Here is a 14,683-nt window from a genome sequence, read left to right on the forward strand (position 1 = left end):
TAGTATTCGGAGAGGGCGGCCTTGGCGCTCAGCACCGCCGCCATGTAACCGCCGTCGAGCGCCGGGTCGCTGCGGGCGATGAAGGGCCGCAGCAGCCGGGGTCGGCGGCCGGTGAACTTCTCCATGAAAGCGCTGTAGCGCTCCAAGATTTTTCGGCTCTTGAGCAGGGTCCCGGTGCCTTCGATGAGCGGGATGATGTCGAGATGCTGAGGCTGGAGGTCCTTGGCTCCCAGGATCTTTTGCTGGAATTGGGCGGTCTGGTGGAATTTGCGCTGCAAGGTCGCCAGCTCGTCGGCGCTGCTGGTCATCGGATGGATGACTTCGAAGAGCGGCGGGACCGGCAGCTTCATCTGCTTGGCCGAATAGGAGGCCGAGAGGATGCCGGTAAAGGCCCGGGCCAAGCGAGCCTGGCCTTCGCGCTGGATATTGGGCACCCGAAAGGTGAGGAACTTCTCCTTCCCTAGCGGATGCTTCGCGAAGTAGTCGAAATATTTCAGGTAGAGCCGGTCGACCACCGCCTCGTCGACGAACTTTCCTTCCCAGTCCCACATGTATTCCTGGCAGCCCATGTCGGAAAAGGAGCGGTAGCACTCCTCGACCTCGCGCGAAGTCGAGATGAAGGGCTTGGTGTTCCAGTAGGGCTTGAAGGCGTTGTCCGGATGCTGAGTCGCCATCGTGGCCGGCATCCGGCGCCTTTGGGAATGGACCATGGAATCAGAATAAAGGAGGAAGCCGAAAGCACGCAGCAAAAAAATGAAAAAAGCCCCTCCTTGGTCCGAGACAGGGAGGGGCTTTTCGCTTCGCTGAAAAGGCGAACCTTATTTAGCCAGGGCCGGGTCGAAGACCTCGATGCCGCCGCCGTCGAGGCGGTAGGTCATCAAGAGCTTGGAGCTGCCGTTGGTGAAGAATAGCGGCTGGTGGTGGGCCAGCGTCGTCTGCTGCTTCAAATCGACGTTGAAGCGGAAGAGCCGCAACGGCGACTTGGAGAAGAACCCGCCGCAGAAGACCTCCTTGCCCACCAGGGCGCAGCTCGCCATGGTCGAGAAGCTGTGGGCCGGGTCATCGAGGATCGAGCCCAGCGAGGCCTCGGCGGTCAAGGTCGTGCCGGCGGCGTTCAGTGGGACGATGTCGCCGGTCTTATTGACGATGTAGGCGCTGGCGCCGTCGGTGACCAGGTCGCGGATGTCGGGCGCGGCGACGGTTTGAGGGTCGACGGCGATGATATGGGTGTCGTTGCGCTCGAAGGTGATCCGGGCGACCTTAGGGCCGCCGTCGTTGATGACCGCCAGGACTTGGTACTTATTCTCCGCGAGCTTCTGCAATCCGGCAACCTTCGCGACTTTGCCGGGCACCGAGTGGAAAGAGGGCGAGGTCATCCCGGTCTGGAGCGGCAGGTGAATGATGCTGCCGTCAGGGTCGATCGAGAAGGCGAAGAGCGAATAATTGCCGGTCGAGTCGTTGGTGCCGAAAACCAGCAGATCGTCGTTGAGGCTGAGACCGCCCTTGGGAGCCAGGCTTTGGATATTCGGCCAATCCAGGGCGTTGGGGGTGAAGGCCACCGCGACGCCGTTGGGCCGGGTCACCTCGAAGATCATCTGTTTCGCGGTGGGATTGACGTAGGCCCAGCCCAGCTTGTCGTTGCCGGCGCCGGCCGGGCTGTCGAAGCTCACCGGCATATTGGCGATGGTAAAGTCGCTCAAGTTGGGGATGAGGGTCGGATCGAAATTCTCCATGACCTTGAAGAATTCACGGGCGCTGTCGAAATCGGCCTTTTTGTAAAAGAGGTATTTGCCGCCGACCGCCGGAATCTGCATGGCCACATAGCCCTCGCGGGTCGGGGCCAGAGGCAACAAGACGGTGGTCGGGCCGGTGGCGATGTTCATTCGCGAGTCGAGCGGCTCATAGGCTTGGTTGCCATTGCTCGAATCGAGAATTTGCTTCGTGCCCAGGTCGTAATTGGCCAAAAGCCGGCCGGCGCTGCTGCCGTTGAGGAAGAGCTTGTCGCCCTGTAGCTGCATGTCGGTGAAGAGGCCGCGCGGCAGGTTGGGATCGCTGCTCTTGGAGCGTTCTTGGACCGGCAGGCTGGTCACACTGGGATCGGTATAATTGGAGAAATCCACCAGCGAGAGACCCCAGTAGCCCTTGATGGCGTAGCGGCTGGCGTCGACCGCGCCTTCCGGGAAATAGGGCAGGGAGAAATGGGGCAGCTCGGCCAGCACATGGCTCGGCGAGAGATTGAAGGGCCCTTGCATGCCGGAGAGCTCGACGCTCTTCTTGATGGCGCCGTCGCTGAGGAAGAGGCCGCCGGCCCGGATCTCGCAGAAGGTCTTCAGCAGGAGCCAAACCTTGGTCCCGCCCCAGTTTTGGTCGGAGAATCCGTCCCAATTGGCCTTGTGAAAGGCGGTGAAGCTGGCGATCGCCCCATCGGCATAGCTGTCGAGGTCCGAGAAGAGGACCTTGTCGTAGTTGCCGATCACCGGCTTGATCTCCTGGGTCGAGCCGTCGGTCTTCAGCCAGAGCAGCCGGTCCTCGATGCTCTTGACGCTGATGAGCTGAGGAGTGCCGGTCAGCAGCGGCATGATGAATTCGAGGAGGCCGCCGAGGCTATATTCGAAGCGGGGCATGTTGCGGGTCGAGACCGCGCAGCCGTCGGTCACCGCGGCGACGTGCTGGGCCAGCTCGGGCCGGCCGTTGACCGGCGCGGCGTTATAGAGCAACTGGCCGCAAACGCCGCCGGTCGCCTCGCTGCTGGTGCGGACTACCGCGTTTCCTCCGTCGGCGGCGACGCAGAGGTCCTTGCCGCGGCTCGAGATGTCGGTCACCAAGCCGAGACTGGTGTCGGACTTTAGCAAGTTGGCCGCGCTGGCGGTGATTTCATAGTAGTCGATTCCCTTATAGCTGCCGACCGCCAGGTAGATCTTCCCGTCGCTCTCGTAAATCTCGAGCGCGGTGGTTGGGACCTTGGTTCGAACCGTGGCGGCTGGATTGCCGTTGACCGAGAGCCGGAACAATTTCGGCTCCGAGCGGACGTAGTAGGTCGTCCCATCCTTGACCAGGAGGTCTTGGTTGGCAGCCATGGTCGCGAAAGTGTTGTAGGCGACCAAGCCGGGGTAGAGGCTTGGTCGCAGGGTCAACTTGGTCTTGGCCTTGCCCGAGGCGTCGAGGAATTCGCCGGGCTCGCAGCTCAAGGAGCCGGCGGCCAGGGTATTCTCGCCGCTCTGTCCGCTGTCGCCGGTGGTGGAACCTTCTTTTTTGCTGCAGGCGCTGAGCCCCAATCCGAGAACGAGGACGGCGCTGAGCAAGAGGGAAGAAATTTTTTGGGTATTGTTTTTCATCGCCAGATCTCCGTCCGATTAGTCGAGGGTGTAGCGCGGGTCTTTGAGCTTGATGTCGCCGGCTTCCGAGCTGGTGTCGGCTTTGAGCGAGGCGCCAATGTAGCTAAGGATGGGGTTCGCATCCTCGTCCCGGCTCAAGCCTTCGGTGCCGCGGACAAAAGTCACGTTGTCGTGCGAAAGCACGCTGATCGAGGTGCTATGCACACGGCCGGCGCCGATGGCCCGGAACAGCAAGGGGAAGATGTCGGTGGAGTCGAGGCTTTCCAGCGGGACCGAGTTGGAGGTCAAAATCCGGCTGCTTTCGCTGCTGAGTGAGCTGGTGTCGCCGTCGGAGCCGATGAAGCCCAGCGCGTCGAAGAAAAAGCTTGAGCTCACGTTGGAGTCCGAAAAATCCTTGAAGCTGCCGAGATAGGTCAGGATCGCGGTGGACTCGGGCCGGTCGCCGCTGGGTTGGACGCTGTTGACGTCGAGGTTGGCGGTGGCGGTGTAGTTGACCGATAGGTTCTGGGCCTCCGCCGTCGAGGCGAGGCTACTCGCGGCCAAGGCCAAGGCCGCGGCGAAAAGGGAAAAGATTTTCATGGATGGGCTCCTCTGAAAAAACGTTGAAACGCGTGTTCCCCGGATTGCTCACGCCGACTGCCCCGTTTGGTCGTCGATGAGCCCGCTTGAGTTTTGAGCAAGCGTTGTGCCAGCCGAGCCAAACCACGTCCCGAGGAACTTGGCAAGGGGATGAAAGGTAAGTCTTTGTTTTGTATGGAGTAAGCGGTGGCAACTCCAAAGCTCGGCCGAAACCTTAGGCGACCTGGAAAATTATCAAAATGAGAAGGGGTGAAGGTATTCTCATTTTGAAAGAGAAGTTATTTCTTGATGGGCCAAGTCTTGAGCCAACAGGGCCACTCGCCAGGCCACCTCGCGGCAGGCTAGTTCGCCGCCGTGCCCGTCTTGTCCCCGGAGTAGGGCTTGGAAATCGGTCTCCAAAGCGGCGAGCCGATGACCGAGGTCTTCCCGCAGCGCTCCGGCTGGAAGCTTCTCCAAGCGGGCCGCCGAGCGCTTGAGGAAAATTTCGCCGGTGCCACCCTTGCGCAACACTCGCAGCAGATCGAGCGAGAGGATGTTGGCGGTACCTTCCCAGATCGCGAGGATTTGACTATCACGCAGGATCTTGGCCAGCGGGAAATCCTCGACGCAGCCGTTGCCGCCCAGGATCTCGATGCCGCGATGAGCCGCTTCGATGGCTTTCTCGGCGGTGAAGAACTTGATCACCGGGGTCATCAAGCGGAGCATGGCTTCATCCTCGGCCCCGCCTTGACCGCGCTCGACTTTGTCGAAGTGCTGGAGCACGTCGAAGGTGAGCGCCACCGCTTTTTCGGTGTCCCGCTCCATCGCCTCCAGGGTGGCCGCCACCAGCGGATATTGGACGATCGGCTTGCCGAAGGCCCGGCGGCCGGCGGCATAATGCTTGGCCTCGAGGAAGGCCCGCCGCATCAGTCCGACCGACCAGATCGCGTTGTAGATCCGCGAGAGATTGAGCATGCCGGTCATGTAGGCGAACCCCCGGCTGAGCTCGCCGACCGGATAAGCCAGGGCGCCTTGGAGCTCGATTTCGGCGGTGGCCATCTCGCAGGTGCCGAGCTTGTTCTTGACCCGGTTGACCAGGATCTTGTTGCGCTCGCCGCTTTCGAGATCGCGCGGCAGGAGGAAAAGCCCCAGCCCCTTGGTGCCTTCGGGCGCGCCCTCGGGCCGGGCCAGGACCATCGCGGTCTTGGATCCGATGTTGGAGCAGAACCACTTCTCGCCGTAGAGCCGCCATTCGCCCTTTTCCTGCTTGGCGATGCAGGTGTTGGCGCCGACGTCGGAGCCGCCCTGGACCTCGGTCAAGTACATCGCGCCGTCGTAAAACTTTTCCCAATCGAGCTCGGTCAAGCGCGGGATCCATTTCGCCTTCATCTCGGGCGAGGCGTGCTTCTTGAGGAGCTGCAAAGTCCCGTCGGTCATGCAAATCGGGCAGTAGAGGACCGAGCCGGCCTGGGAGAAGAGGTAGCCCAAGCCGAACTTGAGCAGCGGCGTGTAGGACCGATTCTCGCGGACGAAATCCGGCGAATGGCCGAGGCCGATGATGCCGAAGCTATAAGCCTTGCGGGCGATCTCCAGATAGCTCCGGTCATAATCGATCCGGTCGACGCGCTGGCCGGCGGCGTCGTAAGGCACGTGCTCGGGCCGGCGGAGATCGGTGATCGGCACCAGCGGCGTGAGCTCGGCGGCGGCCAGCCGGCCCATTTCTTGGCAATACCGCTCGCTCCAGGCCAGCTCGGCCGGGGCCAGGTGCCGCCGCAGCACCTTCTGAAAGAAAGCATCCTCCGAATAGTAGTTGGCCGGACGGTAAATCGGGATGTTTCGGCTCTCGCTCATGGCGTCTCCAAAATGGTTTGATTCTTGAACACTTTGACCCTAGAGTCATTTGCTATTCTTTTCAACCCATACCGTGGGCCGGGACGTAAGGAGAAAAGCGATGGCCGAAGTCATTCAACTCAAGCGGGGCGCGGGAATTCTCAAGTATATCATCCTCGGGCTGATCATCGCCTTCGTCCTGCTCAAGTCTTTCGTCGTGATTCCGGCGGGTAACGTCGGGGTTAAAATATTTTTCGGAAAAGTCGATCCGATTCCGCTGGCCGCCGGCTTCCATGTCGTGAATCCGCTGCTCAACATCGAGAAGATGAGCGTCCGGACCCAGGAGCTGACCGAGCAGGCGGTGGTGCCGAGCCGGGAAGGCCTTTCGGTCAACCTCGACGTCAGCCTGCTCTATTCGCTGATTCCGGACCGGGCGGCCGAGGTTTACCGGACCATCGGGCCGGGCTACGTCGCGGTCGTCCTCGAGCCCCAGTTCCGCTCGGTGATCCGCGGGACCACCGCCAGCTACGACGCCAAAGCCCTCTACACCTCGGAGCGCGAGCTGATCTCCGAGGAGATGATGAAGCACCTCGAGCCCTTGCTGGCGGTCCGCGGCATCAAGGTCGAGAAGGTCCTGCTTCGGGCCATGACCCTGCCGCAAATTCTTTCGGAAGCGATCGAGCGCAAGCTGGAGGCCGAGCAGCAGGCCGAGCAGATGAAGTTCGTCCTCGAGCGCGAGCGCCAGGAAGCCGACCGCAAGCGGGTCGAGGCCGAGGGCGTCGCCGACTTCCAGAAAAAAGTCGCCGAGGGCCTGACCGATTCCTATCTGAAGTGGAAGGGCATCGAGGCGACGCAGAAGCTTTCGGAAAGCGGCAACAGCAAGGTCGTCATCATCGGAGCCGGTTCCAGCGGCTTGCCGGTGATCCTGGGTTCGGATGGGGCGAGATAAGATTTAAGGAGTTGGGATGAGGAGTCATTGGGCCAAATTCGGTTTGGTGCTCGGCATTTTAGGGATCTGCGGCGGAACTGTCCAAGCCGAGCAGCTCGTCGTCGACGGCTTGGCGGCTTCGACCCCCGGCGAATTTCCGAAGAATTGGAAGACTTATCCTTTCCACTACGGCAAGGCCGAGCGAGTCTACAAAGTCGCGGAAGAGGGCGGGCGCCGCTTCATCCGGGCCTCGGACAGCGAGGATATCTCGGTGCCGATCGCCAAGGACTTCAAATGGGACATCGCCAAATATCCTTACTTCAAGTTCCGCTGGCGGGCGCAGAAGTTGCCGGCCGGCGCCCGCGAGGATTCGCCGGCGACCAATGACAGCGCCTGCGCGGTCTACGTCGGCTTCGGCCGGACTTCGGCCTTGAAGTACGTTTGGAGCACCTCGCTGCCACCCGGCTCCTACTGGGCGAAGAACCCCGGCAAGTTCGTCATCATTTCCAAGGAGAGCGGCGGCGGCTCGGTCGGCCAATGGAAGGAAGAGACCGTCGCGGTGAAGGAAGATTTCGAGCGCTACTTCGGTAAGCCGATGGGCGACAAGAAGCCTTCGGGCGCCGGCGTCATGACCGACGGCAATGCGGTTCACCAGCCGGCGGCTTGCGACTATGCCGATTTTCGGATTTCCTCCACGCCCTAAGGCGAACAAATTGTTCACAGATTGAGTTTTTCCGGGTACCGCCAACTTTTCTAATTTACTGTTAATATTAGATTAATTGATGGCCTTGGTTTTGCTTAAGGATCTGCCATGAGCAAACCCATCCGGTTTTCCATCACTGCTAACGACACCGTCCATGTCTGGGATCGCAATGAGGACGACCGCTTTCAAGCGAAACAAGATGCAATCCTCGATCCGCAGGGGCAAGCTCTCACTTTCAAAGACGCCCGGCTGAAGAAACTTCAACGGGAATGGGAGATCAGCTCGACTCAAAACTCTTGGGGTCGGGCTGTGGATTTCTTAGCTGAAGGAAAAGCCGCGATTAACGACCAATCCTCAGTAGTCGATGATGAAGAGGGAGGTTGCAAAGGGTGGCGACGCACGACTCGGCCGCTGAACAGAGAGATACATTCTCACTTGCGCGAACAGACAGACTTTTTCAAGCCGGTTATAAAGCTATGTGAGCAGCTGGGGCTGCAGCTAAAAGCCAAGGATGCCGAAGCCCATGTAGAGATTGCGATTCAGGAGGTTGAAGGTAGCGATGGCTGTGTAGATGGAGATATAGCAATTACCTTTGTTTATCCAATCGACAATGATCATGATCCCGACAACGGCCGTCTCTATCTAAGAGACCGCTTTGTGTTCGGCCGTTCGAAAAAGGACCAATTGATAGAGTATAGTCGCGGATTCGATTACAAGGGCGACGACAGATGGAAGGGCTGGGTGAAAGCCTATCGTGCCGAGGCCGCACCCAATTTCCAACAGGCTAAAGGCTTCATGGAACGTCTTCTTCCCGTTTTGATGAAAATGCGGTGATCGCTTCGTTCCTCCTTGAAAATCTTTGCCTTTTGTGTAAAGCTTTACACATGCCGAGCAATCTCGCCATTGACGACAAACTACTCGACAAGGCCCTGAAGCTGGGGAATTTCAAATCCAAGCGCGAGACCGTCAACAAGGCCTTGGAATTTTTTATTCAGAGCCGACGGCGGAAGAAAATCCTCGATTATGTCGGGAAAATCGACTTCGAGCCTCAATACGACCATAAAAAGGAAAGACTGCGGCGTTGAGCATCTTGGTCGACACCTCGGTCTGGTCTTTGATGCTGCGCCGAAAGAGCGCCGGCGATCATCCGGCTTCCCTTTTTCTTCAGGCTTGCATTCGCGATCAAGCTTCCCTTTTTTTGACGGGCCTTGTCTTTCAAGAGATCCTTCAAGGAATTCGCTCTCGGAGCCAGTTTAAAAAAATACGAGGCTACTTGCTCGATTTCCCCTTCCTCGAAGCCACTCCCACGGTGCATGAAAAAGCCGCCGAAATTTTCAACCAATCTAAAAAATCGGGCTTCAATGCCTCCACTCTGGATTGCTTGATCGCTGCCGTCGCGATCCATCACCGTTGCCGGCTGTTGACCGCAGATAGCGACTTCAACGAGCTTTCCAAATATTCGTCCCTTGAGACGATCGACTATTAGGACACCAGCCGATCCAAGCTCTCCCGCACGTCGTAGGCCACCGCGATCTCGCCGCTGTCGGCGTTGCCTTCATAGAAGCCCTCGGCGTTTTCGCCCTCGCCCAGGAGGTCTTTCCGGCGCCGCCCATTGGTCAAGACCGGCGCCTGGCGCTTGAGCGCGACTCGGCGGATCAGCTCCCAACGGGCCTCTTGGAACAGCTCATGGCGAGCTTCCCGCTCGGCGCCCTCGGCCATCCGATAACGCTCGAGGCTTTCCTCGACCCGTTTCTGCAGGGCCTGGCGGCTGCCGTTGACGCCGTGGCCGCGGCTGCTCTTGACCGGCTCGGGAAAGCCGCCGGGCTGAGCATAGGTTTCCAGCAAGTCGATCACGACCTTCTTCACCCTTTGGGTTTTTCCGGCCAGCAAATATTGCAAGGTGCTGAGGCTGAAATGGAAGCCCTTGGCCCGCAGATCCTCCTGCAGCTTGAGCGCGACTTGGCGTCGAGTCAGGCCGGCATGAACGTCGAGCAGCGCTTGGACTTGAGCCGGCACGCCTTCGGCCGAGACATAGTGGCTCCAGTCGAGGCGCGAGGCATCGGACGGCTCGACCGCGGCGCCGGTGTCGAGGCCTTCGGACTCGAGTAGCTCCTTTAATGTTTCGACGATGACCTGGCGGGTCTTGCGGGTCTTGCCTTCCAAGACCGATTGGATCGAGCTCAGGTGGTAGACATAGCCCTTCTTCTCCAGTCGGTCGCGGACTTGGAGCGCCAACTGGCGTCGCGAGAGTCCGGGATGCTTCAGGAGATAGGCGTCGGCCCATTGGGAGAGATCGCCGACTTCCACCTTGCGAACTTCGCCGCGGCCCGCGGCCTCGGTTTCGTTCAAATAGGCTTCGACTTCGGCCCGGCCGGCAAAGCCCTCGGTCCGGAAGTAATCGAGCAGCTCTTCCTCGAGGACCTTTCGCACTTTCTGAGTCTTGTTCGAGAGAGCGGCTTGGAGCGTTTCCAAACCGATCGAGATCCCTCGCTTTTCAAGGCTCCGGCTCAAGCTCAGCGCCAGCTTGCGCCGGCTCAGTCCCTTATGGCGATAGAGATAAGCGTCGGCCATCTGGGTCAAGAACTTGGGCGAGACGTAGAGCGAATCGTCCGGGGAGTTTTCCAGCGCCGTCTTGGTTTGAGCGAAGCTATCGAGCAATTTTTTCTGGCCCGCGATCGGCTTGGCCTTGAGGTGTTCGAGGAAGGCCTCTTCCAGCTTGCCGGGAATGTATTCGATGCTGCCGAGCAGCTGCCTTTTCAAGGTCCGGGGATGATAGTGGAAGCCTTCTTTTTGCAGCGCCTGGCCAAGCTCCCGAATCCACTCCGGTTGCCGCGGAGCCGCCGGTAGCTTGAGTAAGCCCTTGTACAGATCCTGGAGGGGCCGTCCGTAAACCTTTTCGCGATTTTCCATAACACCCTCTCAAATAATACATATTGCTAAGTAATAATAATTCTTATCTAGTAACAAAGTTCAACGAGGTGTGTCAAGGTAGGGGCCTGAATTATCGAGAAATTTTTGCAGCTGATTGACGATAAACTCTTGAATTCTCTATGATGAAATCATAAAGAAGCGCGCATATTAAGGCGTTTATCCTATGAAAATGTCCCTTCTCGAAGAGAAATTGAGGCAAAAGTGCCTCAAAATCACCCCCCAACGCCTTGAAATCCTTCGCGCCATCCAGCAGCACCAATGCGATCACCCCTCCGCCGAGCTCATCTATCAAACCGTTAAAAAGCGTTATCCGGCCGTTTCCTTGGCCACGGTCTATAAGACCCTCGAAACCTTGGTCGAAACCGGCGAGATCCGGGTGGCCATCGTCATCCAAGGCCGAACCCGCTACGACACCCGGATGGACCGCCACCATCATTTTCTCTGCTCGGTCTGCGGCCACGTGCAGGATATCGAGATGAAGCTCGATTGCCTCAATAGCTGCATGCCCGACGCGATGGAGGGCAAGGGCCGGGTCCTGCGCAGCGAAGTGATCTTCCACGGCGTTTGTAGCGCCTGCGACGCTAGCAACGGCTCGGCGCCGTCAAGCTCCTGCCTGTCCTCATGAGCCTTCCCTTCCAAGTCAAATGTCCCCAATGCCATCAGCTGGCGAACTACGAGGGCAACCCCTTTCGCCCCTTTTGCAGCGAGCGTTGCCGCAGGATCGACCTCGGCGTTTGGGCCTCCGAGGGTTATGTCATCTCCGGCAAGGGTCAGGAGGTGGAGGAAAGCAATGTTTCGAGCAAAGATTCCTCCGATGAGCCTCCGACTAAAATTTAGTGTGCAGCCTTAGCCTTTTCGGCTAAAAAAGCTGCGGCTCGAAATCCGGAGGTCCATTCATGCGGCACCCTGCTCATACTTTGCTCAAGGTCTCTTTTTTGGCTTTGGTCCTGACGACCGTCGGCTGCGATGTCGGGGCGATCAAGCAAAAGATCGAAGCTTTCAAGAATCGTGGCAAGAAGCCGGCGCCGGTCGTCGCGCCGACTCCTCCGGTGCCCCCGACTCCACCCACGCCGCCGGCCCCGCCGGTCGCGCCTCCGGCCACTCCGGCCGAGACCCAGCCGACCGCGCCCGAAACCGCGCCCTCGACGCCCACCGGCCCTGGCGACGACGCCAGCCTGATCGAAAAGATCAACGGCTACATCGCCTGCTCCAACCGCACGGTTTCGCGGACCCTCGACAGCCGGTCCCGTTATCTCTCTTGGGTCAGCGAGCAGGCCGGCCCGACCTGCACCGAGCGCTATATTTCTTACGGCCTCTATACTTTGTATGAAGACGGAGTGCCGAAGTGCAACGAAGCGGTGACTCGGGGCAAGGCTACGCCGCCTTCGATGCCCAAGCTCGAGCAGGCCGCCGCCGACATGGCCGCGGCTTACGCCGAGCTGGTTCCGCTCACCCAGAAGGCCGAGGACTATTACCAGCAGCAGGATTACAAGGACGATAACTGCGCCAAGGCCAAGGCCATGCATCCCCAGCTGATGGCGGCTTTCAACAAGTTCATGGCGGCCGAGAAGATCGTGGCCGGCGAGCTCGACGGTCTCAAGGCCGAGCTCGACGTCAAGCAGCTGGCCCGGATCGAGGCCGAGCAGGGCAAGAAGCTGCAGTGGTACACCCAGAACTTCATGATGAACACCCGGAACCTGGTGCGCTCGGTGCCCAAGGAGAACGCCGTCAGCTTCGACTCGGCGGCCTATCTCGCGGCTTTCAACTCGCTCCAGCCGGCCTATGACCAATTGATCGAGTACTCGGCGGCCCATCCCGACGAGGCCAGCGGAGCTTTTTGGTACAGCGCCTTCGAGAGCTCGGCCAAAAACTTCTACACCAAGGCCAAGTTCCTCAAGCGCGACGTCGCCGAAGGCAAGAAGCCCGACGCCCGGGCCTTGAACGAGCTCATCGACGAGTACAACCGGGTCGTCGGCGACGCCAATAATCTGCGCTTCAAGTGACGCGCGCGAAGTGCGCGTCATCCTGAGCGAAGGATCTGCGACCTACCAAGACTCTTTGAAAGTTCTAAGTCCCTTCGTGTCTTCAGAGGGATTCCGTGGAAACGAAGGGACTTTGGCTTTAGACAGTTCCTTGGTCAGTCGCAGATCCTTCGCTCAGGATGACGACGCAGGACGACAATCCCGCGCAACCTTTGAGCTTTCCAGCCGAACAGGCCTTGAATTCCCAAGCAGGACCGGTGGGGGCACAATCGGGTCACCCCTTTTCCCACCTCCTAAAAATTTAAAGATTCCGAAGACTTGAGGGTCCTATGACGCCAGTGATTCCCGCGAAAGGCGCTCCTGCGCCGCTTCCTTCCTTGCCGCCGGCCTCGCCGAGCAAGCCATCCGATCCAGCCGCGCCCAGCGTGGGTTCATCGAGTTACGTCGCCTTGAACGGCGGGAACGGCTCGGCTTTCAAGACCAAGGCCGATCTCCTGGCCGCGCTCAGCGACGCCCGGCTCTTCGGCTCGGCGCTGAAGGATTACGAGGCTGCAAAAGACGGCAAGTACCTCCGGGTCAATCTCGCCTTGGATGCCATTCGTTCGGCGATCTCCGGCGATGGAAAGAGCGCGGCCGCGGTCCAGCGGATCTCGATGTGGCTCAGCGACTCGACTCTGCTCCAGGATACGGCGGTCGCCCACGTCGCCCGAGTGAATTTGGTCAAGGCGCTCAAGCAGGCGCCCAAGGATCCGGCCATTGACGAAAGCGTGAAAGCCATTCTCGAGGCCCTCCAGAAGAATTACAGCAGTGCGAGCGCTCCGAAAGAGGCCGCTCCGGCCGAAGCTCCGAAAAGCCTGAGCGCCCAGCTCGAAGACGCCAACCTCTTCGGCGAGCACTTCAAGGCTTACAACGAGAAGCGCAGCAAGGAATACGCCGCGGTCACTTTGGCCCTCAATGAAATTCGCGGCATCGCCACCGGCAAAACCAAGGACACCGACATCGCCAAGCTCCGCATCGAGAAATGGCTCGGCGATTCGACGCTCTTGGTCGATAAGGTGCCCACCCAGGCGCGAATCAATCTCATCAAAGCGCTCGGCGCGGCGACCTCGACGCCCGGGATCGCGGCCGTCCTCGCGGCGCTCAAGGCCGATTACAGCAAATCGGGCTCAAAGGCCGAAGCCGCTCCGCCGCCGGCCGAAGACAAGCCCAAGGTCGAGAAAAGCGGCTCGACCTACCGCACCAGGCCCAAGGCCAAGCTGAAGGACAAGCGCGAGGACACGATCCAGACTTTTCAGAACAACATGAATCCGGTGATTCGGCGGGTTTTCGAGCGCTATCTCAAGAATGACGGCGGCGCGCTCACCACCGAGATGATGGTGACCGTGAATCAGGCCACCGGCGAGATCAGCGCCATCGACTTCAGCAACGTCAAGACCTCGGCCGGCGAAGGCAATTTGCAGTCCTTCTTCGGCGAAGTGGCCAATGCCCTGCGGCGGAGCTTCCGCTTCAAGGAGAGTGCGCTGGACAACGCGGGCCTGAATTTCATCAAGGTTCCGATCAAGTTCGTCGTCCAATAAGCTCTTCGTGAAGGATGCCGTAGCGCAGGCCGTGGTCGCTGACCAGGATCTCCTCCAGGCCGAGGAATTCCATCGCCCGCCACAGGATGGCGCCGCCGACCGGCAGCAGCTCGGCCCGGTCGGGATGCATGCCCGGCAATTTCTTCCGACCGGCCAGGCTGAGGCCGCGCAATTTTTTCAGCAAATTCGCCAATTCCGATTTTTTCAGGCGGAAGCCGTGGATTTTTTCCGGCTGGTAGACCGGCAGCCCCAAGAGCACCGCCGCCAAGCTGGCCGGAGTTGCCGCCACCGCGGCCCAGGTCGCCGGCACCGCCGAATCCTTTTTCATGCTCCCCGCCAGGCAACCGTCGATCTCCGCCAACAGCCGCTCCCATTCCTCATCGGAAATCGGGTGAGAAGTGATGAGGGTCTCGGTCAGCCGCACCGTCCCGATGGGCAGGCTGAATCGGGGACCGCTCTGGCCGTAGACGAGCTCGGTCGAGCCGCCGCCGATGTCGATCATGCCGAGGGCCTCGAGGCCCTGACCGAAGTCGAGCTGGGCGCTGGCGAAGGAGTAACGGGCTTCCTCGTCGCCGCTCAGGATCCGGACCGGGATGCCGAGGCGGTCGAAGATCTCGCGGGCGAAATCCGCGCCGTCGCGGGCTCGGCGAAAGGCGGCGGTTCCGGCGGCCGTGACTTCGGTGGCGCCGTGGCGCCGGGCCTCGCGCTGGAAATCCTCCAGTGCCGCCAGGACCCGCATTTTGGCCTCGGGCTTGAGCGCTCCGCCGTCTTGGAGTCCTTCGGACATTCGAACCACCCGGCCCTCGTCCCAGAGAATTTCGGTCCGCCCGTCGGCGCCC

At 60.0% G+C, this 14,683-nt stretch carries 15 protein-coding genes; 9 read left to right on the forward strand and 6 right to left on the reverse strand.

Annotation, left to right across the window (positions count from 1 at the left end; all coding sequences use genetic code 11):
• From ppcA to VJR29_04055, 4 genes are all read right to left on the reverse strand, one after another.
• Nucleotides 1–686: phosphoenolpyruvate carboxylase (gene ppcA / locus VJR29_04040; GenBank protein HKY62568.1), on the reverse strand; the 686-nt coding region annotated here is incomplete at its 3' end.
• A 132-nt stretch (nucleotides 687–818) separates the two neighbouring features.
• On the reverse strand, nucleotides 819–3,335 hold the full coding sequence (locus VJR29_04045; protein HKY62569.1) for a hypothetical protein: 2,517 nt from the start codon (nucleotides 3,333–3,335) through the stop codon (nucleotides 819–821).
• 18 nt (nucleotides 3,336–3,353) lie between these two features.
• Entirely contained in the window at nucleotides 3,354–3,914 is a 561-nt protein-coding gene (locus VJR29_04050; protein ID HKY62570.1) for a hypothetical protein, read from the reverse strand.
• A gap of 261 nt (nucleotides 3,915–4,175) precedes the next feature.
• Complete coding sequence (locus tag VJR29_04055) at nucleotides 4,176–5,744, reverse strand: acyl-CoA dehydrogenase family protein (GenBank protein ID HKY62571.1); 1,569 nt, start codon at nucleotides 5,742–5,744, stop codon at nucleotides 4,176–4,178.
• 100 nt (nucleotides 5,745–5,844) lie between these two features.
• On the opposite strand from VJR29_04055, the gene VJR29_04060 reads away from it, so the two are divergent.
• From VJR29_04060 to VJR29_04080, 5 genes are all read left to right on the forward strand, one after another.
• A complete protein-coding gene (locus VJR29_04060) occupies nucleotides 5,845–6,672 on the forward strand; it encodes a prohibitin family protein (protein ID HKY62572.1) in 828 nt (275 codons plus the stop codon).
• A 16-nt stretch (nucleotides 6,673–6,688) separates the two neighbouring features.
• Nucleotides 6,689–7,354 carry a DUF3047 domain-containing protein gene (locus VJR29_04065; GenBank protein HKY62573.1) on the forward strand — a complete coding sequence of 222 codons (666 nt, stop codon included), beginning with the start codon at nucleotides 6,689–6,691 and terminating at the stop codon, nucleotides 7,352–7,354.
• A gap of 108 nt (nucleotides 7,355–7,462) precedes the next feature.
• On the forward strand, nucleotides 7,463–8,188 hold the full coding sequence (locus VJR29_04070) for a hypothetical protein (GenBank protein HKY62574.1): 726 nt from the start codon (nucleotides 7,463–7,465) through the stop codon (nucleotides 8,186–8,188).
• 50 nt (nucleotides 8,189–8,238) lie between these two features.
• Entirely contained in the window at nucleotides 8,239–8,439 is a 201-nt protein-coding gene (locus tag VJR29_04075) for a type II toxin-antitoxin system VapB family antitoxin (protein HKY62575.1), read from the forward strand.
• Nucleotides 8,436–8,840: a PIN domain nuclease gene (locus VJR29_04080; protein HKY62576.1), complete on the forward strand. Its 405-nt coding sequence runs from the start codon at nucleotides 8,436–8,438 to the stop codon at nucleotides 8,838–8,840. Before VJR29_04075 ends, VJR29_04080 begins: the two co-directional genes overlap by 4 nt.
• Here the strand turns inward: VJR29_04080 and VJR29_04085 are convergent.
• Complete coding sequence (locus tag VJR29_04085) at nucleotides 8,837–10,264, reverse strand: hypothetical protein (GenBank protein HKY62577.1); 1,428 nt, start codon at nucleotides 10,262–10,264, stop codon at nucleotides 8,837–8,839. The genes VJR29_04080 and VJR29_04085 overlap by 4 nt on opposite strands.
• 184 nt (nucleotides 10,265–10,448) lie before the next feature.
• Here VJR29_04085 and VJR29_04090 point away from each other — a divergent pair, with 184 nt between their 5' ends.
• The 4 genes from VJR29_04090 (at nucleotide 10,449) to VJR29_04105 (ending at nucleotide 13,844) form a co-directional block, all read left to right on the forward strand.
• Nucleotides 10,449–10,910 carry a transcriptional repressor gene (locus VJR29_04090; GenBank protein ID HKY62578.1) on the forward strand — a complete coding sequence of 154 codons (462 nt, stop codon included), beginning with the start codon at nucleotides 10,449–10,451 and terminating at the stop codon, nucleotides 10,908–10,910.
• Entirely contained in the window at nucleotides 10,907–11,122 is a 216-nt protein-coding gene (locus VJR29_04095; GenBank protein ID HKY62579.1) for a DNA gyrase inhibitor YacG, read from the forward strand. Before VJR29_04090 ends, VJR29_04095 begins: the two co-directional genes overlap by 4 nt.
• A gap of 59 nt (nucleotides 11,123–11,181) precedes the next feature.
• Nucleotides 11,182–12,288 carry a DUF3829 domain-containing protein gene (locus VJR29_04100; GenBank protein ID HKY62580.1) on the forward strand — a complete coding sequence of 369 codons (1,107 nt, stop codon included), beginning with the start codon at nucleotides 11,182–11,184 and terminating at the stop codon, nucleotides 12,286–12,288.
• Nucleotides 12,289–12,596: 308 nt separating this feature from the next.
• A complete protein-coding gene (locus VJR29_04105) occupies nucleotides 12,597–13,844 on the forward strand; it encodes a hypothetical protein (GenBank protein HKY62581.1) in 1,248 nt (415 codons plus the stop codon).
• On the opposite strand, the gene VJR29_04110 is transcribed toward VJR29_04105, so the two are convergent.
• On the reverse strand, nucleotides 13,825–14,683 hold an 859-nt coding region (locus tag VJR29_04110), incomplete at its 5' end, for a hypothetical protein (GenBank protein HKY62582.1). The two genes, VJR29_04105 and VJR29_04110, sit on opposite strands and share 20 nt — an antisense overlap.

The organism is bacterium (genome assembly GCA_035281585.1).
Taxonomy (GTDB): Bacteria; UBA10199; UBA10199; order DSSB01; family DSSB01; genus DATEDP01.

Bases quoted from the DNA above. Each gene is read 5' to 3' on its own strand.
- VJR29_04045 (HKY62569.1), bottom strand. From the start codon at position 3,335: ATGAAAAACAATACCCAAAAAATTTCTTCCCTCTTGCTCAGCGCCGTC.
- VJR29_04050 (HKY62570.1), bottom strand. From the start codon at position 3,914: ATGAAAATCTTTTCCCTTTTCGCCGCGGCCTTGGCCTTGGCCGCGAGT.
- VJR29_04055 (HKY62571.1), bottom strand. From the start codon at position 5,744: ATGAGCGAGAGCCGAAACATCCCGATTTACCGTCCGGCCAACTACTAT.
- VJR29_04060 (HKY62572.1), top strand. From the start codon at position 5,845: ATGGCCGAAGTCATTCAACTCAAGCGGGGCGCGGGAATTCTCAAGTAT.
- VJR29_04065 (HKY62573.1), top strand. From the start codon at position 6,689: ATGAGGAGTCATTGGGCCAAATTCGGTTTGGTGCTCGGCATTTTAGGG.
- VJR29_04070 (HKY62574.1), top strand. From the start codon at position 7,463: ATGAGCAAACCCATCCGGTTTTCCATCACTGCTAACGACACCGTCCAT.
- VJR29_04075 (HKY62575.1), top strand. From the start codon at position 8,239: ATGCCGAGCAATCTCGCCATTGACGACAAACTACTCGACAAGGCCCTG.
- VJR29_04085 (HKY62577.1), bottom strand. From the start codon at position 10,264: ATGGAAAATCGCGAAAAGGTTTACGGACGGCCCCTCCAGGATCTGTAC.
- VJR29_04090 (HKY62578.1), top strand. From the start codon at position 10,449: ATGAAAATGTCCCTTCTCGAAGAGAAATTGAGGCAAAAGTGCCTCAAA.
- VJR29_04095 (HKY62579.1), top strand. From the start codon at position 10,907: ATGAGCCTTCCCTTCCAAGTCAAATGTCCCCAATGCCATCAGCTGGCG.
- VJR29_04100 (HKY62580.1), top strand. From the start codon at position 11,182: ATGCGGCACCCTGCTCATACTTTGCTCAAGGTCTCTTTTTTGGCTTTG.
- VJR29_04105 (HKY62581.1), top strand. From the start codon at position 12,597: ATGACGCCAGTGATTCCCGCGAAAGGCGCTCCTGCGCCGCTTCCTTCC.